At 66.9% G+C, this 21,813-nt stretch carries 20 protein-coding genes and 3 pseudogenes; 13 read left to right on the top strand and 10 right to left on the bottom strand.

Annotated features, from left to right (window positions below):
• The first annotated feature begins 240 nt into the window (after positions 1-240).
• Complete coding sequence (locus ABH933_RS11850; protein ID WP_429417193.1) at positions 241-954, top strand: hypothetical protein; 714 nt, start codon at positions 241-243, stop codon at positions 952-954.
• A gap of 118 nt (positions 955-1,072) precedes the next feature.
• On the opposite strand, the gene ABH933_RS11845 is transcribed toward ABH933_RS11850, so the two are convergent.
• Together ABH933_RS11845 and ABH933_RS11840 are read right to left on the bottom strand one after the other, a co-directional pair.
• Positions 1,073-2,035, bottom strand: a complete 963-nt coding sequence (locus tag ABH933_RS11845; RefSeq protein ID WP_429417190.1) for an MBL fold metallo-hydrolase — start codon at positions 2,033-2,035, stop codon at positions 1,073-1,075.
• Positions 2,036-2,154: 119 nt separating this feature from the next.
• Positions 2,155-3,756 carry a hypothetical protein gene (locus tag ABH933_RS11840; RefSeq protein WP_429417188.1) on the bottom strand — a complete coding sequence of 534 codons (1,602 nt, stop codon included), beginning with the start codon at positions 3,754-3,756 and terminating at the stop codon, positions 2,155-2,157.
• Positions 3,757-3,950: 194 nt separating this feature from the next.
• Here ABH933_RS11840 and ABH933_RS11835 point away from each other — a divergent pair, with 194 nt between their 5' ends.
• On the top strand, positions 3,951-5,495 hold the full coding sequence (locus tag ABH933_RS11835) for an acyl-CoA carboxylase subunit beta (RefSeq protein ID WP_429417186.1): 1,545 nt from the start codon (positions 3,951-3,953) through the stop codon (positions 5,493-5,495).
• Between the two features lie 249 nt (positions 5,496-5,744).
• Here the strand turns inward: ABH933_RS11835 and ABH933_RS11830 are convergent, their stop codons facing one another.
• The 6 genes from ABH933_RS11830 to ABH933_RS11805 are packed head-to-tail and all read right to left on the bottom strand — an operon-like array spanning position 5,745 to position 10,335.
• Complete coding sequence (locus tag ABH933_RS11830) at positions 5,745-6,413, bottom strand: GntR family transcriptional regulator (RefSeq protein ID WP_429417183.1); 669 nt, start codon at positions 6,411-6,413, stop codon at positions 5,745-5,747.
• Positions 6,414-6,454: 41 nt separating this feature from the next.
• Positions 6,455-7,324 (bottom strand): amidohydrolase family protein, encoded by an 870-nt coding sequence (locus ABH933_RS11825; protein ID WP_429417180.1) that lies wholly within the window; start codon positions 7,322-7,324, stop codon positions 6,455-6,457.
• Positions 7,321-8,322, bottom strand: a complete 1,002-nt coding sequence (locus tag ABH933_RS11820; protein ID WP_429417178.1) for an aldo/keto reductase — start codon at positions 8,320-8,322, stop codon at positions 7,321-7,323. The genes ABH933_RS11825 and ABH933_RS11820 overlap by 4 nt, the downstream gene beginning before the upstream one ends.
• Entirely contained in the window at positions 8,319-9,140 is an 822-nt protein-coding gene (locus tag ABH933_RS11815) for an SDR family NAD(P)-dependent oxidoreductase (RefSeq protein ID WP_429417175.1), read from the bottom strand. The genes ABH933_RS11820 and ABH933_RS11815 overlap by 4 nt, the downstream gene beginning before the upstream one ends.
• An 8-nt stretch (positions 9,141-9,148) precedes the next feature.
• Entirely contained in the window at positions 9,149-9,475 is a 327-nt protein-coding gene (locus tag ABH933_RS11810) for an L-rhamnose mutarotase (protein WP_429417172.1), read from the bottom strand.
• Positions 9,472-10,335: a fumarylacetoacetate hydrolase family protein gene (locus tag ABH933_RS11805; protein WP_429417170.1), complete on the bottom strand. Its 864-nt coding sequence runs from the start codon at positions 10,333-10,335 to the stop codon at positions 9,472-9,474. Before ABH933_RS11805 ends, ABH933_RS11810 begins: the two co-directional genes overlap by 4 nt.
• Positions 10,336-10,549: 214 nt before the next feature.
• Between ABH933_RS11805 and ABH933_RS11800 the strand changes: the two genes are divergently transcribed.
• The 5 genes from ABH933_RS11800 to ABH933_RS11780 are packed head-to-tail and all read left to right on the top strand — an operon-like array spanning position 10,550 to position 15,851.
• Entirely contained in the window at positions 10,550-11,935 is a 1,386-nt protein-coding gene (locus ABH933_RS11800; RefSeq protein ID WP_429417168.1) for a sugar porter family MFS transporter, read from the top strand.
• Positions 11,926-12,639: a (Fe-S)-binding protein gene (locus ABH933_RS11795; protein WP_429417166.1), complete on the top strand. Its 714-nt coding sequence runs from the start codon at positions 11,926-11,928 to the stop codon at positions 12,637-12,639. Before ABH933_RS11800 ends, ABH933_RS11795 begins: the two co-directional genes overlap by 10 nt.
• On the top strand, positions 12,636-14,078 hold the full coding sequence (locus ABH933_RS11790) for a lactate utilization protein B (protein ID WP_429417164.1): 1,443 nt from the start codon (positions 12,636-12,638) through the stop codon (positions 14,076-14,078). The genes ABH933_RS11795 and ABH933_RS11790 overlap by 4 nt, the downstream gene beginning before the upstream one ends.
• Complete coding sequence (locus tag ABH933_RS11785; protein WP_429417162.1) at positions 14,075-14,716, top strand: LutC/YkgG family protein; 642 nt, start codon at positions 14,075-14,077, stop codon at positions 14,714-14,716. The genes ABH933_RS11790 and ABH933_RS11785 overlap by 4 nt, the downstream gene beginning before the upstream one ends.
• Positions 14,717-14,762: 46 nt before the next feature.
• Complete coding sequence (locus tag ABH933_RS11780) at positions 14,763-15,851, top strand: mandelate racemase/muconate lactonizing enzyme family protein (protein ID WP_429417160.1); 1,089 nt, start codon at positions 14,763-14,765, stop codon at positions 15,849-15,851.
• A gap of 140 nt (positions 15,852-15,991) precedes the next feature.
• On the opposite strand, the pseudogene ABH933_RS11775 reads toward ABH933_RS11780, so the two are convergent.
• A pseudogene (locus tag ABH933_RS11775) lies at positions 15,992-16,417 on the bottom strand (IS1634 family transposase); the annotation flags it as partial.
• Between the two features lie 6 nt (positions 16,418-16,423).
• Complete coding sequence (locus ABH933_RS11770; protein ID WP_429417157.1) at positions 16,424-17,743, bottom strand: alpha/beta hydrolase; 1,320 nt, start codon at positions 17,741-17,743, stop codon at positions 16,424-16,426.
• Positions 17,744-17,774: 31 nt separating this feature from the next.
• On the opposite strand from ABH933_RS11770, the gene ABH933_RS11765 reads away from it, so the two are divergent.
• The 6 genes and pseudogenes from ABH933_RS11765 to ABH933_RS11740 all read left to right on the top strand — a co-directional run.
• Positions 17,775-18,230 carry a MarR family winged helix-turn-helix transcriptional regulator gene (locus ABH933_RS11765; protein WP_429417154.1) on the top strand — a complete coding sequence of 152 codons (456 nt, stop codon included), beginning with the start codon at positions 17,775-17,777 and terminating at the stop codon, positions 18,228-18,230.
• 200 nt (positions 18,231-18,430) lie between these two features.
• Positions 18,431-18,625 carry a hypothetical protein gene (locus ABH933_RS11760; protein WP_429417780.1) on the top strand — a complete coding sequence of 65 codons (195 nt, stop codon included), beginning with the start codon at positions 18,431-18,433 and terminating at the stop codon, positions 18,623-18,625.
• Between the two features lie 78 nt (positions 18,626-18,703).
• Positions 18,704-19,027, top strand: a pseudogene (locus ABH933_RS11755) (hypothetical protein); the annotation flags it as partial.
• 27 nt (positions 19,028-19,054) lie between these two features.
• Complete coding sequence (locus tag ABH933_RS11750) at positions 19,055-19,567, top strand: DUF5994 family protein (protein ID WP_429417151.1); 513 nt, start codon at positions 19,055-19,057, stop codon at positions 19,565-19,567.
• A gap of 419 nt (positions 19,568-19,986) precedes the next feature.
• The gene (locus ABH933_RS11745; RefSeq protein WP_429417148.1) at positions 19,987-20,337 is read left to right on the top strand and encodes a glyoxalase; all 351 of its coding nucleotides are present in this window, start codon (positions 19,987-19,989) and stop codon (positions 20,335-20,337) included.
• A gap of 263 nt (positions 20,338-20,600) precedes the next feature.
• Positions 20,601-21,782 (top strand): annotated as a pseudogene (locus ABH933_RS11740) (fatty acid desaturase family protein); the annotation flags it as partial.
• Between the last annotated feature and the right edge of the window lie 31 nt (positions 21,783-21,813).

Below are 21,813 nucleotides of genomic sequence, written 5' to 3'. Positions count from 1 at the left end.
GGAACACCAGCCCGACATCGTGAGCAGCGCACATACGGGCGTAGTGGCGGCTACCCGACCGGCGCGGTATCCGGTGACCACCGCGGGTAGTCGGGGTAACCCTCCGCGGTCTGCCCGGGCCCGATTGCTGGGCGGCACGCCGCCGGGAGAGCTACGTTTCGCGGCGCGGCTGGAGGAGGATTCGTGGTGCGGCTCAGTGCGGTATCGGGTGCTCTCGGATGATGGGAGGAAGTTCACCTCGTGGCGACCGACGATGCTCGACCTCAACCGGCGGCGGAGGCCGCACCCGCGCGGGATCCCGAACAGTCGCGGGACGCTGAACAATCCGAGTCCGCGCAATCCGACTCCGCGCCGGACCGGATCCCGCCGGAGATCCAAGTCGCCTTGCGCAACGGGCATTACGCGCTGGTCGTCGCGATCCTGGCCGCTGTAGCGGCGCTGGTGTCGGCCGGCGTGTCCGCGTGGGCGTCCGTGCATGTCGCCGGAACCCAGCTCGACCGGCAGGAGAGACTTGCGCGGGAACAGGCGATACGGGCCGATCGGGTGCGTGGCTATTCGGATTTCGTCGTCGCCTTCTCCGATCTCGAGGTGCAACTGGGTGGACTGAAAGGGGCATTGCAGCGCACACCTCCGAATCGCGCGGGCCTGGACGCCGCGGTCGCCCCGGTTCATGCCGCTCTTGATCCCTACGAGCGGAGTTATGGTTCACTCCAAATCGTCAGCAGCTCGATGGACCCCGAACTCGACGGCATGCTCGCCGCTCAACGGGCCCTGTGGGAGGCGCCGGACTCCCTCGGTGCGACCCTCGCCTACGCCCACAACCACGACATCGTGACCGATGCGGACTGGCCGCGAGTCGCCGCCGCGGGCGCTGCCGCCATCGACAGGTTCGTCGGCGACACAGCGATCGACAAATTCGTCGCGCACGCGCGCAAGGACGTGGGGTCCGGCTAGTGTGCTGAGTCGTTGTTCAGCGCCGTAAGTTTGTGGCAGTAGTGGGCGAGGCTGTCGAGGATTTGGTCGGCGGCGCTCGCATCGGCGATCGACCGGCAGCTCATTCCGGCTCGTCTGCTCATCGGGTGCCCGGTTCGCGAGAGCTGATCGCCGGCAGGGCTATCACATCGATCGCGTGACTCACGGCGCCGATCTCGTCGGGTACCGAGGCCAGCGCGATATCGACCGTGAATCCCATCGGCGCGTCCAATGGCCGGAGAAAATCGTCGTAGTGCATCGGCACAACGATGGCAGGACGCAACCTGGTCAGGATCCGGTGCCAGTAGTCCAGTGTCACTGACCGCCCGGCAACCCCGGCGAGAAAGATGTCGACATCCCGGTGCCGGATCGCCTCGTCGATGAGGTCGGCACTGCCCTGGTGATAGATCTCGATACCGGCCACCGCGATGTGGATGCCCCAGGTCTGTCCGCAGCCGTAGGCCATGGGCGAGAGCGCGGCCAGGGATTCGCAACTGGTGTCGCCGGGGGATGGGATACGGGTGCCGAAGGGGATCTTCGAATGCACGCTCGGCACGAAGGTCACCGTAAACGGTCCGAGCTCGTAGCGGCGGTACGGTTCTACCACCACGCCCCGATCGCCGAGTCCGTGCAGATCCATGAGGTTGTGCACCGATTGCGAGCCATAGACCGCGCATCCGAAGCGGCGCGCGAGCTCCGGCGCATCCAATGCGTGATCCCAATGACCATGTCCCACAACGATTCCTGCTACCGTTCCCGGATCGGGTAGAAAGCGGTCGATCGACGCGGGATCGGGGAGCGCGGTGCGGCGGCGCACGACCGTCGACAGCGGAACCCGGGTCAGGAACGGATCAACAAGCAGGGTCCGGTCCTCGTATGTCATCCGGTATCCGGCGGTGCCCAGCCATTGGAGTTCCATACCCGCCGGCAGCGTCAGAGGCCGGGCCTCGAGTTCGTGCAATGCCTGCGCATCCTCACGGTCGCGAGCGCTCTTGTTGAGGAAATACCGCGCATAGTCAGCGGTGTGCCGGAGCGGATCGAGCACCGTCGATAGAGCGGACATCGGTCCATTGTGCGCGCGACCGGGCGTGTGCGGCGGTCAGGTATTCGTCGGCGACCAACCGGCTCCTTCGGTGGCCCTCCGGTCCACAAGGCTCTGGGGGTGGTTTTCGTCGAGGTCATCTAGTTTCGTCCGGCGGCGATGTAGTAGTACATCGGGTCGACGATGTCGAGAAGGTGTTCGATCTCGCTGTCGGTGAAGCGGTTTCGGCGGCTGACCGTGATCAGAACGAGGTCGTTGATCGCTCGGGCGATGCTGTCGAATTCGTTACTCGCGGGTGCGGTTGCGTGGTCTGCCAGTGGGTTTGAGCGTGTCAGCTCGGCGCCGGCGGTGGCTGCCAGCGACCGGAGGATCCCGGTGGAGCCGCGGGGGCTTGCTGTGCTGGCGGCGTGCTCGTAGAACTGGATGGCGCCCTGGATCAGCGCGGCAGGGTGTGGGTGAACCAGCGAGTCTTGTGGTCGATCTGCCGCGATGGTTGCGCTGGGATTATCGGGCGTGGCCGCGGGGTGGGTGAGGGTACGGGCTTTGGCGGTGAGAAAGCGCGCCACCAGAATGTCGCGGATGGTGCCGTATTCGGCGGTGCGGAGCAGATCGCTGGACGCCTGCCCGTAGTCCTGGATAGCTGACGCGATGTGATCGGCGCCGACGGCCGAGTCGTGGTGATCGAGACGGCGGGTGAGATCGACCAAGCGAAGCAGCGCTCGGACGTTGCCCTCGTGGCGGGGACGTTCGCTGATGGTTGCGGGGAAGCACGCCAGCAGATTTCGTGTAATTGTGGCCATGCCGTCACCGAAGGTCGTAGCGTATATCCCCTGGTAGTCGGGATGGGCGGCGTAGGCCATGTCGATTCGGCACAGTCCGACGATGATTTCGGCCAGCTCTGCCGCTCGTAGGACGTCCTGAGGCTCGCGGGTTGAGGTCGGATTGGCCGCACACAGGCCGGTCAACGTGGCGCCGATGGCGGCGTACGCGCGCATTTCCCGCTCGGGATCCTCTTCGCTGAGGGCACGGGCGTGTTCGGCGTGGAATTGGGCGAGTTCGCGGTGCAGGTCCCAACCGAGGGCGTCGGCCAACGCGGACTCGGTCTCCTCGAGCGATCGGATCCGGCTCAGTGCCGTGGGTTCGTAGTCGGCCCGCCTGGCCAGCGCCGTCTCGGCCGCAGTCGCTGCGCGGGTGCACCGGATGCCCATCATGGCGTCCAGGCGCGAGTCGGGATCGACCAGGGCGAGACCGCGTCGGGCCCAGTCTCGGGCAGTGATGGTCGGCTGCCGGTCCCCGCGGCGGTGGTGTTGCAGGTGACGTTCGGCCAGCTCGGCCGACCAGAACAACATGTCGGAGTGGTTGCCGCGCGCCGCTGCGGCCTCGAATTGGCCTTCCAAGCCCGTGATGTCGAAATGCCGGGCAGAGAACCGTGCCTCCAGTCGCTGCACATCGGGGTTCTCGGGACGAGTGCCGGCATGACTGTCACGGGCGGCCAAAGCTGCGATCTCGGCGGGAACCGTCCGGTCCTCGGCGGTCATGTTTTCCACGACCGCAGCGGCCAGGGCTTCGATTGTTTTGAAGTGTTTCCACATGGTCGCCTTGGGGATTGGGCCCTCGGTGCCGTCACGGCGGATGTAGCCGCGCGCGGCGGCGCACACCTCGGCGATCGTCAAGCGATCGAGGGAACCGCCCGGCGTAGCGATCCTGGCCGCCATCAACCGCTCCGACGCGGCGATGATCATCGCCCGAGTGTGCTCCTCGAGGGTTCGACCGGTTCGTGCCTGGTAACTGGGCGTACTGCGGGGTTTTGCTGTGGACGACACCCTGTTGAGTCTATTGCAGTACACATCGTTGTGAACCTGTCCACCGCGATTTACGGTCGGAGTTCCGACCAAGAACCGGCGCACCCGGTGCCAGCGCGAAGGAGGACGCCTCCGTGGAGACGACTGCCGATAAACTCACCACACTGCGCAAGCATTTGGCGGTCGCGAAGGAGCCGGCCGGGGAGGCAGGGATCGCCAAACGTGCGGCGAAGGGCATCCCGAGCCCCCGCGAACGCATCGCGATGCTGCTGGACGCGGGCAGTTTCCTCGAGTTCGATGCACTGGTGAAACAGCCCGGCACCCCCGGCGCACTCTACGGCGATGGCGTGGTCACCGGCCGCGGGACGATCGATGGCCGTGCGGCGGTTGTCATCTCGCACGATCAGACGGTTTTCGGCGGATCGGTCGGTGAGACGTTCGGGCGCAAGGTCGCCAAAGCGATGGACTTCGCCGCCGATATCGGCTGCCCGTTCGTTGCCATCAACGACTCAGGCGGCGCGCGAGTCCAGGACGCGGTGACCTCGCTCGCGTGGTATGGAGCATTCGGCCGGCGACAGTTACGACTGTCCGGCGTCGTGCCGCAGGTGTCACTGATGCTGGGCAAATGCGCTGCCGGCGCAGTCTATTCACCGATCAACACCGACGTGCTGGTCGCCACCGAGTCGGCGTACATGTTCGTGACTGGTCCCGACATCATCCGCGAGACCACCGGCGAAGAGGTCACTCTCGACGAACTCGGCGGTGCGTACACCCAGGCCGAGAACGGCAACATTCATCACGTCGCATCCGACGAACAAGCAGCCTTCGACTGGGTGCGGAACTACTTGAGTTACATGCCGTCCAACTGCTTCGACCGGCCACCCGTAGTCAATCCGGGCCTCGAACCGGAGATCACCGACAGCGATTGGGAACTGAACACGATCATCCCCGATTCCGATCGCGCCGGTTACGACATGTACGACATCCTGCTCCGGATCTTCGACGACGGCGAGTTCCACGAGATCGGTGATGCGAACGCCCGCAACATGATTACCGGATTCGCCCGGGTCGATGGCCACCCTGTCGGTGTCGTCGCCAACCAGCCCCTGATCTCCAGCGGATCCATCGACGCCCGCAGCTCAGACAAGGCAGCCCATTTCATCCGGCTCTGTGACGCATTCGGGCTACCGCTGGTCTTCGTCGTCGACACCCCAGGTGTGCTACCCGGCCTGGAGGAGGAGAAGATCGGCGTCATCAAACGCGGCGGCCGGTTCCTCTACGCAGTCGTCGAAGCCACCGTGCCGATCGTCACCATCAACGTCCGCAAAGCCTACGGCGGCGGCTACGCAGTTATGGGCTCCAAATCGCTCGGCGCAGACATCAACCTGGCCTGGCCCACGGCGCGCATCGCGGTCGTGGGCGCCGAGGCCGCCGTCGGCCTCACCCAACGGCGAACACTCGCCGCAGCCCCAGAAGCCGACCGCCCCGCCCTGCGCCAACAACTGATCGACTACTACAACGCCACAGTCGCCACACCCTGGACCGCCGCCGAACGCGGCTACATCGACGCAGTCATCGAACCCGCCCACACCCGGCTCGGAATCCGCAAGGCGCTACGGCTCTTACGGGACAAGTCAGTCGAGCACGGCCCCCGCAAACACAACCTCATGCCGTTGTAACAACACATATGCGCAATCCCACAGCCTATGCTCCCTCATACATATCGAGCAGGTTCCGTTGGTTGCGGCGGCAGCAGGACATCGCGGGTGTCCAGCCGCCCACCATTTGGCGCGTGACGCGCGTCGATCGTCGACGATTCACCGTACCCGCAGGTCAGCCCGAAAACCACGTCGGTGGATGCAGATTTAGCGCAGGCAGGCGTCACGGGATTTCGTTGGGCCACCATGCTTCCCGCGGACAGGGCTCCATTACCGGCGGGCGCGTTGGCGTTCCAGGCTGAGTTGGAGGTGTTCGGTCATGGCGTCCGCGGCGCGGTCGGGGTTGCGGCGCAGGATCGCGCGCAGGATGCGGTCGTGTTCGGCGATGGTGAGCTGACCGGCGCCCGGGACGCCGCCGAGGCGGAAGATGTGCAGGTGTGAGTGGAGTCGTTCGACGGCGTTGGCCAGCAGGTGGCGGCTGCTGGCGGCGGCGATGGTGTCGTGGAAGAGCTGGTCGAATGCCGCGAACTCGCCGTAGTCGGCGTAGCGCTCACCGGAGTAGGGGCAGGCGCGCATTCGCTCGAGGATGTCCTCGATGCGGTCCAGGTGGGTTTCGTCGCAGTTCTCGGCCGCGAGCGCGGCGGCTTTCGGTTCGAGCAGCAGGCGCATTTCGAAGAGTTCTTCGAGTCCCTGCGGGGTGAGTAGTTCGGTGGCCCGGTAGCCGGCCAGGGACCGTTTGGTGACCAGGCCGTCGGCTGCCAGGCGGGCCAGTGCCTCGCGTACCGGTGTGGGGGACACCTCCAGGGTGCGCGCGATCGCCTCGATGCCGACGCGTTCGCCTGGCTTGATTTCAAGGTCCATAATCATGGCCTTGACGGCTTCATAGACGGTGTCGGCCAATGCCTCGCGATGCGGCAACGTGCGCTGTTGGGCGAGCATTTTTCCCCTCTTCGTGCCAACTCGACCACTTTTCCGACATCCTATTGCATATAGCTTTCGGGCTGGTTGAGCTGGTAGGTGCGGGTGGCGTTGCCGCCGAACACCGCCGCCCGTTCGGTAGCCGTCAGGCCCATGGTGAGTTCTTCGGTGGCCTGTACCACCCTCCCGTAGTCGGCGGCCAGGGTGCACACGGGCCAGTCCGAGCCGAAGAGGATCCGCTCGGGCCCGAAGAGCGACAGCGCGCGGTCGGTGTAGGGGCGCAGGTCGCGAACCGTCCAGGTGACCCAGTCCGCTTCGGTCACCAGGCCCGACAGTTTGCACACGGTGTTGGGCAGGGCGGCCAGCCGGGCCAGATCGCTCGCCCACGGTTCGACGAGCCCGGCTGCGACCGCTGGCTTGGCCAGATGGTCGAGTACGAAACGGCATTCGGGTACCGCGGCGACGGTCTCCACGGCGGCGGGCAGCTGGGCCGGTGTGACGAGCAGTTCGTAGACCAGCCCGGCCGCGGCGACGGCACGCAGGCCGCGGCGCACGTCGGCGCGGCAGAGCCAGCGCGGGTCGGGTTCGTCCTGTGCTTGGTGGCGGATGCCACGCAGGTACGCGCCCGTGGGCCGCTCGCGCAGGGTGGCCAGCCGGTCGGCGATATCTGGGCTGGTCAGGTCGGTCCAGCCGACGACTGCGGCGATGGGGCCGGCGTCCGCGGCGAGGGCGAGCAGGTCGATGGTCTCCTGCTCGTCGGACACGGTCTGGACGACCACTGTGGCGGTGATGCCGCGAGCGGTGACCTGTGGCACCAGTTCGGGTAGGCCGAAGTTGCGGCGCAGGGGCGCCAGCGCCGCCCCGGTGATCCAGGGTTGGTCCCGAATGGTGAGGTCCCACAGGTGGTGGTGGGCATCGATGCGAATGGTCATGTGAGTGCTCCGTTTTCGGGCAGCAGTCCGGCGGCGGACAGATCTGCCCACAGCCGGGCGGGTACGATCGACGTCGCGGCGGTGCTGTTCTGCCGTACCTGCGCCGGAGTGCGCATGCCGATCAGCGCGGTGCGGACGGCGGGATGGTTACGGGCGAAGGCGATCGCCACGGCTGCCGGGGAGACCTGGTGGCGGCGGCAGATGTCGGCGATATGTGTTGCGCGCTGGACTATTTCGTGCGGTGCGGGTTCGTAGTCGTAGGTCGCGCCGGGTTGCGGGTCGGCCAGCAGCCCGCTGTTGAAGATTCCGGCGTTGACGACGTCGACACCGCGTTCAGCACACAACGGGAGCAGTTCGGCACCGGCTTGCGTGTCCAGCAGGGTGTACCGGCCGGCGATGAGTACGCAGTCGATGTCGGTCTCGCGGACGAACCGTAGCGGGCTGCGGGTCTGGTTCACGCCGACCCCGATGGAGCTGACGACGCCTTCATCGCGCAGCTGGGCCAGCGCCGGGTACGCCTCGGCCAGCGCCTGCTCCTCGTGGTCGTCCGGGTCGTGGATGTACAGGATATCGACGTGGTCGAGCCCCAGCCGGCGCAGGCTGTCGTCGAGCGAGCGCAGCACGCCGTCGCGGCTGAAGTCGATCCGGCGGTCCCGGTTGGGGGTGCCGTAGAAGCCGGAGATGCCCTGGACATCGGCCGCGGGGCCGTTGTGCGGGACGAGCAGGCGCCCGACCTTCGTGGACACCACGTAGTCGTCGCGGGGGTGCTGGGAGAGGAAGCGGCCGAGTCGCTGTTCGGACAGGCCGACTCCGTAGTGGGGTGCGGTGTCGAAGTATCGGATTCCGGCATCCCATGCTGCGCGGAGAACCTCGTCGGCCTGCTCGTCGGTCATCGGCTCGAACAGGCCGCCGATCGGGGCCGCGCCGAAACCGAGACCGGTCATCTCGAGACGCCCGCGGCCGAACGGAACGGTGGCCGGCCGGTTTTTCCCGCTCATCGTGTGGCACCCTCGGCGACCGGGCGCAGCCGCAGGCCCTGCATCCCGCCGTCCACGGCCAGCGCCGTGCCGGTGGTGGCATCGGCCAGCGGGCCGGCCAGGTAGCAGACGGCGACGGCGACTTCGCGCGCGGTCACCAGCCGGCCGGTGGGCTGGCGGGCGGCCAGGGCCCGCCGTTCGGCGTCTGGGTCTGCGGCGGCGTCGAGGAGCCGGCCGACCCACGGGGTGTCGACCGTGCCCGGGTTGACGCAGTTGACCCGGATTCCTTCGCGCACATGGTCGGCGGCCATGGCGCGGGTCAACGCCAGGACCGCGCCCTTGCTCGCGGAGTACAACGCGCGCTGGGGCAGCCCGGCGGTGGCGGCGATGGAGCAGGTGTTGACGATGGCCGCACTCTCGCCGGAGGCCGCCGCCGTTTTCCGCAACAGTGGTAGCGCCGCAGCGCTGACCCTGGCGATTCCGGTGACGTTGACGTCGAGGACTCGCTGCCATTCGGACTCGTCGTTGTCCTCGACGGTGCCCTGCGCGCCGATACCGGCGTTGTTCACCAGGATGTCGAGTCGTCCGTGGCGTCGCTCGACGGCCTCGATCGCGGCGCGGACCGAGGTGCTGTCGGTGACGTCGCATGGCTGCCGGTCCAGCCCGGCGGGCACGCCGTCCGTGACGAGATCGAGCACCACTACCGATGCGCCGCGCCGGGCCAGTTCCGCGGCGACGGCCGCTCCGATGCCGGAGGCGCCGCCGGTGACCGCGGCGACCCGGCCGCCGAATTCCCCGCTCGCCGCCGGCGCGTCCGCTGTCTCGTTTCGTACCGTCATTGTTGCCCTCATTCCATGAGAAAGATCTGTTCCGCCGGCGCCCACCACTCGCCCGGGCGCGCTTCGGGGACCGGTTCCTGGCACGGGTCGGTCAGCCGCCACCAGTGCCGGGTGGCCTCGTCCGCCGCCATGGCGGCCAGATCGGCTTCCAGATCGTCGCCGTGATATTCGAAGTAGCTGAACAGCCGGTCGCCGAGCAGGTGGATCGAATAGTTGGTGATATTGCTGCGCCGCAGCCGGTCCAGCACCGGTTCGGGGACGGCGCGATGCAGCTGCCGGTACTCCGCGAGCCGGTCCGGTTTCACCCTGATGACCTGGGCGACGCGCCGTATCACAACACCACCTGCCGGTGTGCCCGTACCCGCTGGCGCTGGGTGCCCAGCCGCTCGATCTCGAGCTCGACTACGTCGCCGTCGCGCAGATAGGGAAACCGGCCGGACAGCGCGACGCCCTGTGGCGTCCCGGTGTTGACGATGTCGCCGGGTTCGAGCACCAGATAGTGGCTCAGGTGCCGGATCAGTTCGTGCACGCCGAAGATCATGTCCGCGGTGATGGAGTCCTGTCGTGGCTGCCCGTTGACCCGGCTGCTCAGCCGCAATGCCTGCGGGCCCTGGGGCAGTTCGTCCGCGGGGACCAGCCAGGGCCCGAGCGGATTGAACGTCTCGCAGGACTTGCCCTTCGACCATTGCCCACCGGAATCCTGCAGCTGATAGCGCCGTTCGGAGACGTCGTGTGAAACGGCGTAGCCGGCAATGCATTCCGCCGCCGCCTGCGGTGATTCCAGGTAGCGCGCCGGCTTTCCGATGACCACCGCCAGCTCCACCTCCCAATCCATCTGCTCGGCGCCGGGCGGGAGCAGGACGTCGTCGTAGGGGCCGACGACGGTGTTGGGATGTTTGAAGAACACGATCGGCGCCTCGGGTGGCGGGCTGCCCGACTCGGCGGCGTGGGCGGCGTAGTTCTGGCCGATGCACAGCACGGCCTGCGGCCGCGCGACGGGCGGACCGATGCGGAGGTCCTGCGTCTCGCGTGCGACCGGGAGCGTGCCGGCCCGCAGTGCCGCCCGGGTCGCCGCTATGCCTCCGGATGCCAGGAACCGTCCGTCGATGTCGGTGGTCAGCGGGGTCAGCTCGCGCAGCGTGCCGTCGTCCTCGCGGACCACCGGTCGTTCCCGGCCCGGCTCTCCTACTCGCATGAGCTGCATGCTCGGTACCTCCTTGCTACGGCAATCCCGACGTGAGCCAAAACATATAGGAAATACTCAAGTTGTGGAAGCTCTTCTGTGCGTCGAACGGTGCAGTGATGCATATGTGCAGCTAGACAAGGGGTTGACGGATAGTGAGCCACATCGCATACTCAACGCCTGTCTAAATTTCCTATAGGAAATTCGTTCGTTTGATGGAGGAAGCATGGCTGGTTCCGTGCGTTTCGACAGTTCGGCCGACCGCCGTGAGGAGGCGACCGTCCCGATCCCCCGCTTCGTGTTGGTGGTCGCGGTACTCGGCGGGATGGCCGGACTACTCTACGGATACGACTCAGGCGCCATCGCCACCGCACTGCCCCTCGCCACGGCACAGTTCGGGCTGACATCCACCCAGCAGGGCCTGGTGGCAAGCCTGATCCTGCTCGGCGCGCTGCCCTCGATCGTCGCGGGCACGCTGGCCGCCAAGCGGTTCGATCGCCGGCATCTGCTGATCCTGGCGGGCGTCATCTTCGTCGTCGGCTCCCTCGGCTGCGCCCTGTCCACCACGGTCACCGAACTGCTGATCTCCCGGTTCGTGCTGGGTCTGGCGGTCGGGCTGGCCAATATGTTCGGGCTCATCTACCTCACCGAACTCGCCCCCAAACGCGTCCGAGGAATGCTGAGCGCGCTGTACCAGCTCAGCGTGAACGTGGGCATTCTGGTCGCCTACGGCACCGGCGACGCGTTGCGCGGCACCGGATCGTGGCAGTGGATGCTCGGCCTCGGCGCCGTGCCTGCGGTGTTCTTCCTGATCGGCATGATCCTCAGCCCGGCTAGTCCCCGCTGGCTGACGCTGCGCGGACGCACCGACGACGCGCACCGGGTGCTATCGCGGCTGCGCTCCTCGGCGGCCGAGGCCGACACCGAAGCGGCCGAGATCCAGGACAGCCTCAACCACCAGGGCGCCGGTCTGCGCGAGCTGTACCGCCGCTACCGCCGCGCCGTGAACATCGGTCTGGTCCTGACCTTCTTCCAGGTGTTCACCGGGATCAATGCGGTCGTCTACTACGCACCGACGGTATTCGCCGGCGCCACCGGCCATGGCAGTGACACCGGCATCATCGCCAACTACAGCGTCGGCGGGGCGCTGGTGCTGTCCACGGCGCTGTCGCTGCCGTTCATCGACCGGATCGGCCGGGTCAAAATGCTCGCCGTGAGCCTGGGCGGGCAGGTGCCGCCGCTGGTGTTGCTGGCCCTGTTCCCGCACGCCTCCGCACTGGACATCGTGTGCGTGTTCGTGTTCACCTTCGCCTTCGGATTCGGTGTCGGACCGGTGTTCTGGCTCTACGTACCGGAGATCCTGCCGCTGCGCGCCCGCGCCGTCGGCATGGGCCTGATCACCTTCGTCCAGTACGTGTTCAACTTCATCTTCTCGCTGACGTTCCCGGATCTGCTGGGCGCGATCGGATTCGGAGTATTCGGGATCTATGCCCTGCTCTCCGTGCTCGGAACGATATTCGTGCTCACCCGGGTCCCGGAGACGGCCAAACGCTCCCTGGAGGAGATCGAGGCGGGGTGGCGCCGTGACGGCGAGGAGCAGGTGTGCGCGTAGCGGTCTTCGTCACCTGCGTCAACGACACGCTCTACCCGGGCACCGGCCGGGCGACGGTCAGGTTGCTCACCCGGCTCGGGCTGGATGTCGACTTCCCCGAAAGCCAAACCTGTTGTGGCCAGCCGCAATTCAACAGCGGTTACCGGCGTGAGGCGCAGCCGCTGGCGCGCCGGACAGTGGCTGCCTTCGACGGATACGATCATGTCGTCGTCCCGTCCGGATCGTGCGCGGCGATGGTGCGCGACAACTATCCGCGCCTGGTCGCAGGCGGCACGGATCTGCCGCCCCGCACCTACGAGCTGACCGAATTCCTGGTGGACGTGCTGGGGGTGACCGATGTCGGCGCCTACTATCCGCACACCGTCACCTACCACCCGACCTGTCACGGGATGCGCATGCTCGGCCTGGGCGACCGGCCGCGCCGGTTGCTGGCGGCGGTCCGTGGGCTGGAACTGCGCGAGTTGGCCGCGGCCGAGGAATGCTGCGGATTCGGCGGCACCTTCGCGGTCAAGAACGCGGCCGTATCCGCCGCGATGGGCGCCGACAAGGCCCGCGCCGTCGAGGACACCAGCGCGGAGGTGGTCTGCGCGGTGGACAACTCCTGCCTGATGCACATCGGCGGCACGCTCAGCCGTCGCGGCGCAGGAATCCGGCCCGTCCACATCGCCGAGATCCTGGCCAGTACACAGGAGGACCCACTATGAGCGGCACCTACATCGGCATGCCCGCCTTTCCAGCTGCCGCCGCGGTGTCCACCCAGGATGCCCGGCTACGGGCCAACCTGCGCCACGCGACCCACACCATTCGCGCCAAACGAGCCGCCGCGGTCGCCGAGCTCGCCGACTGGCCGGCGCTGCGGGAATCCGGCGCCGCGCTCAAGGACCACACCCTGCGTCACCTCGACCACTACCTGGTTCAACTGGAGGAGAGGGTCACCGCGGCCGGCGGCCACGTCCACTGGGCAGCTGATGCCGCCGAGGCCAACCGCATCGTGACCGAGCTGGTGCGAGCCACCGGCGAGACAGAGGTCGTCAAGGTCAAATCGATGGCCACCCAGGAAATCGGACTCAACGACGCGCTGGCGGCGGCCGGGATCTCGGCCTACGAAACCGATCTGGCCGAACTCATCGTCCAGCTCGGCGACGATCGCCCCTCCCACATCCTCGTCCCCGCCATCCACCGCAACCGATCCGAGATCCGGGACATCTTCACGGCCAGAATGCAGGACTGGGGCCGCGCCGCACCGCACAACTTGACCGACGATCCGGCGGAGCTGGCCGAGGCGGCCCGGCTGCATCTGCGTGAGAAGTTCCTGCGCGCCAAGGTCGCCATCTCCGGGGCGAACTTCATGGTCGCCGAGACCGGCACCCTGGTGGTGGTCGAGTCGGAGGGCAACGGCCGTATGTGCCTGACCCTGCCGGAGACGCTGATCTCGGTCGTCGGCATCGAAAAGGTTGTTCCGACCTGGCAGGACCTGGAGGTCTTCCTGCAATTGCTGCCCCGCTCCTCCACCGCCGAGCGGATGAATCCCTACACCTCGACCTGGACCGGCACCACCGACGCGGACGGACCGCGGTCCTTCCATCTCGTGCTGCTCGACAACGGCCGCACCGATACCCTCGCCGACCGGGTGGGGCGGCAGGCGCTGCGATGCATCCGCTGCTCGGCTTGCCTGAACGTCTGCCCCGTCTACGAGCGCGCGGGCGGGCATGCCTACGGCTCGGCCTATCCGGGACCCATCGGCGCGATCCTCACTCCGCAGCTGCGCGGCATCGCCTCCGAGGTGGACGCCTCGCTTCCGTTCGCCTCGACCCTCTGCGGCGCTTGCTACGAGGTCTGCCCGGTCGCCATCGACATCCCCGAGGTGCTCGTCCACCTCCGGGAACGGGTCGTCGAGACCGGTGCGGGGCACACGATCGAACGCGGCATCATGCGCGCGACACGCTGGATCCTCGACCATCCGCGCGCGCTGCGTGCCGGGCAGCGCCTCGCCGCGCTCGGTCGCCGGCTCCGCCTCCGCCGACTGCCCGGTCCCGGCCGCGCCTGGACGGCCACCCGCGACCTACCGGCCCTGCCCGCCGAGTCCTTCCGCGACTGGTGGCGGCGCACCGAGAACCAGAGGACACACGGAGGCACCCGGTGAACAGTCGCACCCTGATCCTCGCCCGCATCCGCCGAGCCCTCACCGACGTTCCGCCCGATGAACAGCCCGGCCGGACACCGGTTCCGCGCGCCTACCTCCGCACCCATGGCGCACAGACCGCGGCACAGGCTGCCGACCTGCTCGCCGCGAACCTGTCCGACTACCGCGCCCACGTCCACCGCACCACCGCCGCCGCCCTCCCCGCGACGATCGCGGACCTACTCGCGGCCCGCGGCGCCCGCACCCTGATCGCACCGGCAGGCATCCCCACGGCATGGCTGCCCGGCACCGTCGAACGCGTACCGGACACGGCGGATCTCACCGCCGCCGATCTCGACACCGTGGACAGCGTCGTCACCGGCTGCGCCGTGGCCATCGCCGAGACCGGCACACTCGTCCTGGACGCCGCACCGGATCAGGGACGACGGCGGATCACCCTGATCCCCGACCACCACATCTGCCTGGTGCGCGTCCTCGACCAAATCGTGCAATCCGTTCCGCAGGCCCTCGAACGCCTCGATCCCGCGCGGCCCCAGACCTGGATCTCCGGTCCGTCCGCCACCAGCGACATCGAACTCGAACGCGTGGAAGGCGTGCACGGCCCCCGGACGCTGGACGTCGTCCTCGTCGCGCCCTGAGTCCCGCCGCCATACACCCTGTTTCCTGACAACGAAAGGCCGTCCCATGAGCAAAATCACCAACGTCGAATGCCGGCTCGTGTTCCTCGAACCGGAAACCGTGCGGACCGACGCAATGCAGACCTTCGTGCGCCAGGAAACGATCCTGGTGACCATCGAGACCGACGACGGCCTGTCCGGCACCGGCTACTCCTACACCATCGGCACCGGCGGGCGAGCCGTACTGTCGATGCTGCGCGACCACCTGTCCGACCGGCTGCTGGGCGCCGATGCCCGCAACGTCGAGGCGGTCTGGGCGCACCTGCTCGCCGGCACCCGAGCCACCACGGTCGGCGTCATCACCTCCCTCGCCCTAGCCGCGATCGACACCGCGCTCTGGGATCTGCGGTGCCGGCGCGCCGGAGAGCCGCTGTGGCGCCTCGCCGGCGGCGCGCACGAACGGTTGCCGGTCTACGACACCGAGGGCGGCTGGCTGCACCTGACGATCGACGAACTGGTCGCCAACGCCCGCGCCGCGAAAGCCGCCGGCTTCCGAGGGGGCAAGATCAAGGTCGGTAAACCCACCCCCGGCGAGGACGCCGAGCGGCTGGCCGCCGTCCGCGCCGAGGTCGGCGCCGGCTGGGAGATCATGGTCGACGCCAACCAGTCGCTGACCGGCCCGGAAGCGATCCGCCGGGCCCGCACCTACGAACCACTCGACATCGCCTGGTTCGAAGAACCGCTGCCCGCCGACGATCTGTCCGGGCACGTACGACTCGCACGCTCGACCAGCGTCCCCATCGCCGTGGGCGAATCGATCTACAGCGCAGGGCAATTCGCCGAATACCTCGCCGCAGGCGCCGCCGGCATCGTGCAGGTCGACGTGGCTCGCGTCGGCGGCATCACGCCATGGCTGAAGGTCGCGCACACCGCCGAGGCGTTCAACGTGCGCGTTGCCCCCCACTTCCTCATGGAGTTGCACGCCGGCCTCGCGTGCGCGGTGCCCGCCGGAACCTACGTCGAACACATCCCGCAGCTGAACACCATCACCCACAGCGCACTGGTGATCGAGGACGGGCACGTGGTGCCGCCGGAGACACCCGGACTGGGGATCACTTGGAACTGGGACGCGATCGCCGATCTCCGCGTCGCCTGAGGATCGGGAGCTACCGATGCAGCAGCAGGAAACGACGGAGTCGTCCATGCGGTGGTCGTGCCCGCGGCCCTCGTCGGCTCCGCCCTGGAGTGGTACGACTTCTATCTCTACGCCGCGGTGTCGGCAGGTTGAGCAGCGCCCGCGCCCCGGTCGAACACCGCCCGTTCCAGGTCGTGGTTCACCGCGTGCAGCCAGTCCATCGCCCGATAACGCACGCGCATCGTCGTCGGTCTCGGGTAGCCCGTGGATGTGCACGTCACCGCTGATCCATTCCACCGCGGCCAGTTTCGACGACGGGGCTAGCGCCCGGCCCGCGACCAGCCCGAACAGCACCCGCTCGGTTGCGCTCACGTCCCAGGGCCGACCGCGGCGAGGCTGCCCGAGCCGGGTCACGATCGCATCTATGCCCACCCACCGCCATAGATGATCCAGCAGATAGGCGCCGCCGAACGCCCTGGAGGACACGAACTCCAACCCCGCGCCCTCGGCGGTGGCGGCCAGGTGTTGTGCGCCAGATGTAGATACCTGACCGTGCCGGACTTGTTGTCCCGCTTGGTCGTCTTCACGTACGCTCACGCCGAGCGCAACCGCTGGATAGCCAATGGCACTGCACCTGACCACCATGTCGGATCGGCGGTGCCGTCGGTGGTGTGCCCGTCAGAGTGGACGTAGTGCCGCACATCTCGTCCCGGCGTCGTGAACTCGCGGGCCAGAGCGCGCTCGAGCCAGTCGGCGCCGAACCGGAAGATTTCAGCCGCCACGCCTCCGAGTGGATGGAATTCGCCTTCGTAGACGCGAATCTCCTTGGGCGCGCGAACGAGTTCGTAGTTGGCGAGAGCCTGCTCGAGCGGGGTCAGCTCGTCGAACTCGCCGATTCCGTACAGCACCGGGCACGTGATGTCACCGACCAGATCACCCAGCGGCATCCGATCGGTCAGATCACGGTCGAAGGCCGCTTCGTCGTCGTAGCCTGCCATGTACATGTAGTTGTTCTTGAAGGTCGGCTGAGCTCGCTCGAAGATGGTCCGGAACTCACCGGTCGGCGCCTCGAAAGCTGCCAGCGCCGCCAGCCTCGGATCTGTTGCGGCCGCACGTGATCCCCAATATCCGCTCATGCTGATGCCGAACATGCCGATGCGGTTCGGATCCACCTCCGGCAAGCCGATCAGGTAGTCGATGTAATGCCGCACCGCACGTTCGTAGTTCGCGAGATCGACGGTGAGGCCGTGCGCCCGGCTCTCGCCTTGTCCAGGGCCTTCGATGGACAGGGCAACCACACCCCGCGATGTGTAGTACCGCTCGGCCGCGGCGATGTAATCCTCCTTGATCATGTCCATCCCGGGGCCGAGAATCACTGCCGGTGCCCCACGCACCGGCTCCGGTGGCAGGTGCAGCAGCGCGAAGATCTGCTTGCCCTCGAAGTCCAGCACCACTCGCCGGACCCGTCCGCCACGCAATTCCCCCAGCCGTTCGACGCAATGGTTGGCGCGCTCACGGAAAGCGAGTTTGCGCGGGTCGGCGGCCTCGAAGATCGAATACTGGGCCCGGCCCCACATCACCGCAGCCCGGGTGTAGAGGTCGGCGGCGGTGCGGGCAAACCCGTTTCGCTCATGATGAGCGGCGCGCTCCTCGGCTTGGGCAGCAATGCTCGCCCACGCCTTGGGCAGCATCGCCCCACTCTGGACGAGTTCGAAGACCTTGTCGAAATCGGTGTGGTCGTGACCGAGTTGCTCCATGGTGCCCTTCGCCTGCGGGTGCAGGGCGTCGAATCCGCCCTGGGCGAGGGCGATGTCGAGGGCCCAGCTCTGGCCGACGGATCGAGTGGTCATGGTGATTCCTTCCGAATAAGTTAAGTACTTATCTATTAAGTACTGCACTAAGCTGGTTGTCAACCTCGAACGATCCGTAGACAGGACACGCACCGTGACAGAAGACCTCGATTCGGACCGCGCGAGCGCCCTCGACCTGCTGGCCCGGGCCGCCTATCGGCTCAGCGCGGCAGACTCCCGGCTGCGGGGGCGTGCGACACGATCCCCCGAGGCGCTGTCGCTCACGCATGCGCGTGCCTTACGAGCGCTGGCCGACCAGGGGTCGCTCATGATCAGCCAACTCGCCGCCTTGACCGAAACAACCAGCGCCGCAACCACTCAGCTGGTCAACGGCCTGGCCGCGGCAGGATACGTCACCAGGGAACGTCTACCCGGCGACAAGCGCTCGGTCCTGGTCGCGTTGACCGAGACCGGGCGCGTCCGGTGCCGCGAGCGCATGGTGGCCATGACCGACTCCCTTCAGGAGGAACTGGCCGATCAGGACATCGCAGCGCTGAGATCCGCCACCGAGGTCCTCGATCGGCTTGTTGCGATCTATGACCGGCTGTGACTGCCGATGTTTCGGCGCCGCCGATCATGCTTGTGCGCGAGGAGTGCCGATAACCAGCGAACCGCCAAAACCGCAGCTCGCGCCGTCGATGTCGCCCTGCGCGGGCCTACCGGCTTGATCCAGAGCGTCGGCCCTTCGGCCGTGGGGTGGTTCAGTGGAACACGAAACGCCCGGGCCGCCGCTCGAGACTCGTGGCTTCCATCCAGTTGGGCGAGAACAAGGATGGGCTGATCATCGGCGCGATCGCCGCCGGGCAACGCGGATACCTCACCCACGCCGAACAGAATTGCGCGGGTGTCGGGACTATCGCGGTGACCGTGTTCGCGGGGCCACTGAACTATGCCGGGGTCAATCCCAAGGTGACCAACTGCCATGTGCCCCAACCCAGCCGCTGACAACATCGGTGCCCAGGGCACGCGGTCGCGGTCAACCGAACCCATTCCCGACACCGGTACCAACCACATCGACCACGCTCAGCCCAAGGGGAATCGCTGGCCGCTGCAGCGCTCGGCGATGCCTTGGACACCATGATGGCCCATCCGCTGGCCCTGCAACTACGCAACCTGCAAACGCTGATCGAACTCGGCGTCGACAAGAACACCACCGTCGTGTTCCCGGCACCACTGATGAGCGCGATCGGCGAGATCGGTACCTTTTTCGCCCGCGAAACCGCTGCGGCCGCAGCATTCATCGCCCGTACTGCCACCACAGTCGGCGCCCCTGCCGGCAACGATCCCCAACGGCACCGCCGAACCCACCTACCAGACCTCGCCTGTATGAGCTGCTCGGCCAAATAAATCACTCTTGGGTACGGAGCACCGACCATGACGCTACAACACACCCCGAACACGCACGTGCCACCAGCACCGAATCTGCGGGTGCGGCTCCGGCGCGAATCCCCCGCACACAGTCATGTCGACGGAGCGTGGTGGCCCTACCGCAACGACCTCGCCGCCGAACTCCCCGAACTGCTCGAACACCTGAGCCCCCGGCTCGGACCGATCGAACGCGTGCTCTTCCATCTCGACGAATGGTCGAAAACACCGGCAAAACTCTCTTTCGGCGAGCGCAGGGTCCGGCTCGACGGATACCGACACCACAAACCCGCCCACACCATCCTGGTTCGCGGGGTCGACGGCCGCACCATCGGCCTACTGGTCATCCCGCCGACAACCGGTTCGGACACCGCCACCGCGATCATGGCCGGCGTAACCCACTCTGATGACACCTCGACCGTCGAAGACCTGCTCATAGTCAACACGCGGGATCGGCGCGCCCGCACCGACCGCGAAACCGCTGAGCAGCGGTGGGATAACGAGGGCGGCGCAACCGATTGAACTGGTCGGAGTTCGCATACCGCCCGGTCGCGCTGGACACCGCGCGCCAGCCGTGCACGCCCGTGCACGCCAGGGTCGTCGGTAGCGTCATTGCCGCCACTCCTGTTCAGGCCGTGAATCGGCCGGTTTCATTCGAATCGGGCGACGACGTGACCTTGAAATAGTCACGTAACGGGCTGGCGATCGTGTGACCAGCCGCTGCTGGCGCGGCCCAACAAACACCGTGATTCGGTCGCCGCCACGTTCACCGCCCGGTCAACCTGTCCGGTGCGCGACCCTGCGGCAGGCCGGCAGGGTCGCGCACCGCAGACGCTGCAGGCGGTAACGTGAGGACTCTCGCCGGGCGGATGAAAGGGGAGGAAATGGGTGTTGCAGGGATTACATGCTGTCTTATGCGCGTATCCGACCTGGATCGTTCCGTGAACTTCTACTGCGATGTGTTCGAATGCCACATCGCGATTCACGAGCCGGACGCGGCGCTTCTGTTGACGCCGGGCGGCTTCCAGATATACCTGCGCACACGCCAGGCGGGCCGGGCACGCGGCATCAATGATGTCGGTGTTGAGGAAATCATCTGGTCCGTAGACAGCGAAGAAGAACTACAACGCATCGAACAGCGGCTGAGCACCCGGTATCCCAGTACATATTCGAACACACTGAACGGGGTCAGTTTCGTCGACAGTATCGACCCGGACGGGATTCGCGTGCTGGTCACCTACCCGACTCCCGAACAATTTCCGCCCGCTGTCATAGACAGACGATTTCGGTGACCGGCACAGACGATCCGTTCCGCTTACCGGTGGCGTCTTGGGCACGACAGTCCGGATCCGACCCGCCACCGGGGCGAATCGGCTTTGATACCGATTTCCAGTGATCGTCGGCGCCCGTCGCCGAATGGCCACACGGCTGGGGTGTCGATGCCTCGAAACATCGGATGGCCGTCATCGGATCGCTTACGGTGGGGTGGCTGCTGTTGTTCTCGATCAAGCGGTCGGGGACTCCGATGTGGATCGGTCGACCTCGAGGACTCAGCATGGCGATCACCGAGATCAGGCGATACGCACATCTCAGCACGGCCGACGTCGAGGCATTCGGGAGCGAACTCGATTCGATTCGCCGCGACATCGAAAGCTCGCGTGGCCGGCGGGACGCCCGGTACATCCATCGCACCATCGCCGCACAGCGGACACTCGATGCGGCGGCCCGGCTGGTGATCTTGGGCAGTAGCAGCAGGACCGGCTGGGTGTTGGGGGTGACCGCGCTGACGGTCGCGAAAAGCATCGAGAACATGGAAATCGGCCACAACGTCTGCCACGGCCAATGGGATTGGATGAACGACCCGGAGATCCACTCCCGCACCTGGGAATGGGACATGGCAGGCGTGTCGGCGCAATGGCGGTATTCGCACAACTACCGCCACCATATGTTCACCAATGTCGTAGGCATGGACGACGACGTCGGCTTCGGCGTCCTGCGGATGACTCGCGACGTGCCGTGGCGACCGCGACACCTGCTCCAGCCGCTGCGGAATCTGTTGCTGGCAGCCACTTTCGAATGGGGTATCGCCCTGCACGGGCTGCATTCCGAGCGCGATCGCGTCGCGAGCGATGCTGCAAAGAAGGCCCGGACCAGGGCGCTGATCCGGAAGATCACCCGCCAAACCGGGAAGGACTATCTAGTGTTTCCCGCGCTGAGCAGGCGGCGTTGGCGGCGCACCCTGGCCGCGGACGCTGTCGCCAACCTGCTGCGCAACCTCTGGGCGTACGTGGTGATCTTCTGCGGCCATTTCCCCGACGGCGCAGAGAAATTCACTCCCACGGTCATCGACAACGAGACCAAACCAGAGTGGTACCTGCGGCAGATACTCGGCACCGCGAACTTCGACGCCGGTCCGATGCTGGCACTCCTGAGCGGAAATCTGTGCTATCAGATCGAGCACCATTTGTTCCCCGATCTGCCCAGCAACCGGTACGCCGAGATCGCCGTGCGGGTACGGGCGCTGTGCGAGAAATACGACCTGCCCTATACCACCGGCCCGCTGACCCGCCAATACCTGCTGACCTTGCGCACCATCCACAAACTCGCGCTCCCGGACCGCTTCCTGACCGCCACCAGCGACGACGCACCCGAGACCGCGTCCGAACGACGCTTCGGCCAACCCACCATCGTCGGGTCGAACCCGGCCGCCGCGCGGCGCGGATTGCGCACAGCGCTGACGGAATTGCCCTTGCGGCAGCCCGGCAGCA

Source organism: Nocardia sp. GP40, assembly GCF_050434125.1.
GTDB classification, from domain to species: Bacteria; Actinomycetota; Actinomycetes; order Mycobacteriales; family Mycobacteriaceae; genus Nocardia; species Nocardia albiluteola.
Note: the sequence above shows the minus strand (reverse complement) of the source record. Positions and strands in the feature narration are given on the sequence as shown.

What these genes read in the sequence shown, in the direction of transcription:
- ABH933_RS11845 (WP_429417190.1), bottom strand. Translation starts at nt 2,035, where the DNA reads ATGTCCGCTCTATCGACGGTGCTCGATCCGCTCCGGCACACCGCTGAC.
- ABH933_RS11840 (WP_429417188.1), bottom strand. Translation starts at nt 3,756, where the DNA reads ATGATCATCGCCGCGTCGGAGCGGTTGATGGCGGCCAGGATCGCTACG.
- ABH933_RS11830 (WP_429417183.1), bottom strand. Translation starts at nt 6,413, where the DNA reads ATGCTCGCCCAACAGCGCACGTTGCCGCATCGCGAGGCATTGGCCGAC.
- ABH933_RS11825 (WP_429417180.1), bottom strand. Translation starts at nt 7,324, where the DNA reads ATGACCATTCGCATCGATGCCCACCACCACCTGTGGGACCTCACCATT.
- ABH933_RS11820 (WP_429417178.1), bottom strand. Translation starts at nt 8,322, where the DNA reads ATGAGCGGGAAAAACCGGCCGGCCACCGTTCCGTTCGGCCGCGGGCGT.
- ABH933_RS11815 (WP_429417175.1), bottom strand. Translation starts at nt 9,140, where the DNA reads ATGACGGTACGAAACGAGACAGCGGACGCGCCGGCGGCGAGCGGGGAA.
- ABH933_RS11805 (WP_429417170.1), bottom strand. Translation starts at nt 10,335, where the DNA reads ATGCGAGTAGGAGAGCCGGGCCGGGAACGACCGGTGGTCCGCGAGGAC.
- ABH933_RS11800 (WP_429417168.1), top strand. Translation starts at nt 10,550, where the DNA reads ATGGCTGGTTCCGTGCGTTTCGACAGTTCGGCCGACCGCCGTGAGGAG.
- ABH933_RS11790 (WP_429417164.1), top strand. Translation starts at nt 12,636, where the DNA reads ATGAGCGGCACCTACATCGGCATGCCCGCCTTTCCAGCTGCCGCCGCG.
- ABH933_RS11780 (WP_429417160.1), top strand. Translation starts at nt 14,763, where the DNA reads ATGAGCAAAATCACCAACGTCGAATGCCGGCTCGTGTTCCTCGAACCG.
- ABH933_RS11750 (WP_429417151.1), top strand. Translation starts at nt 19,055, where the DNA reads ATGACGCTACAACACACCCCGAACACGCACGTGCCACCAGCACCGAAT.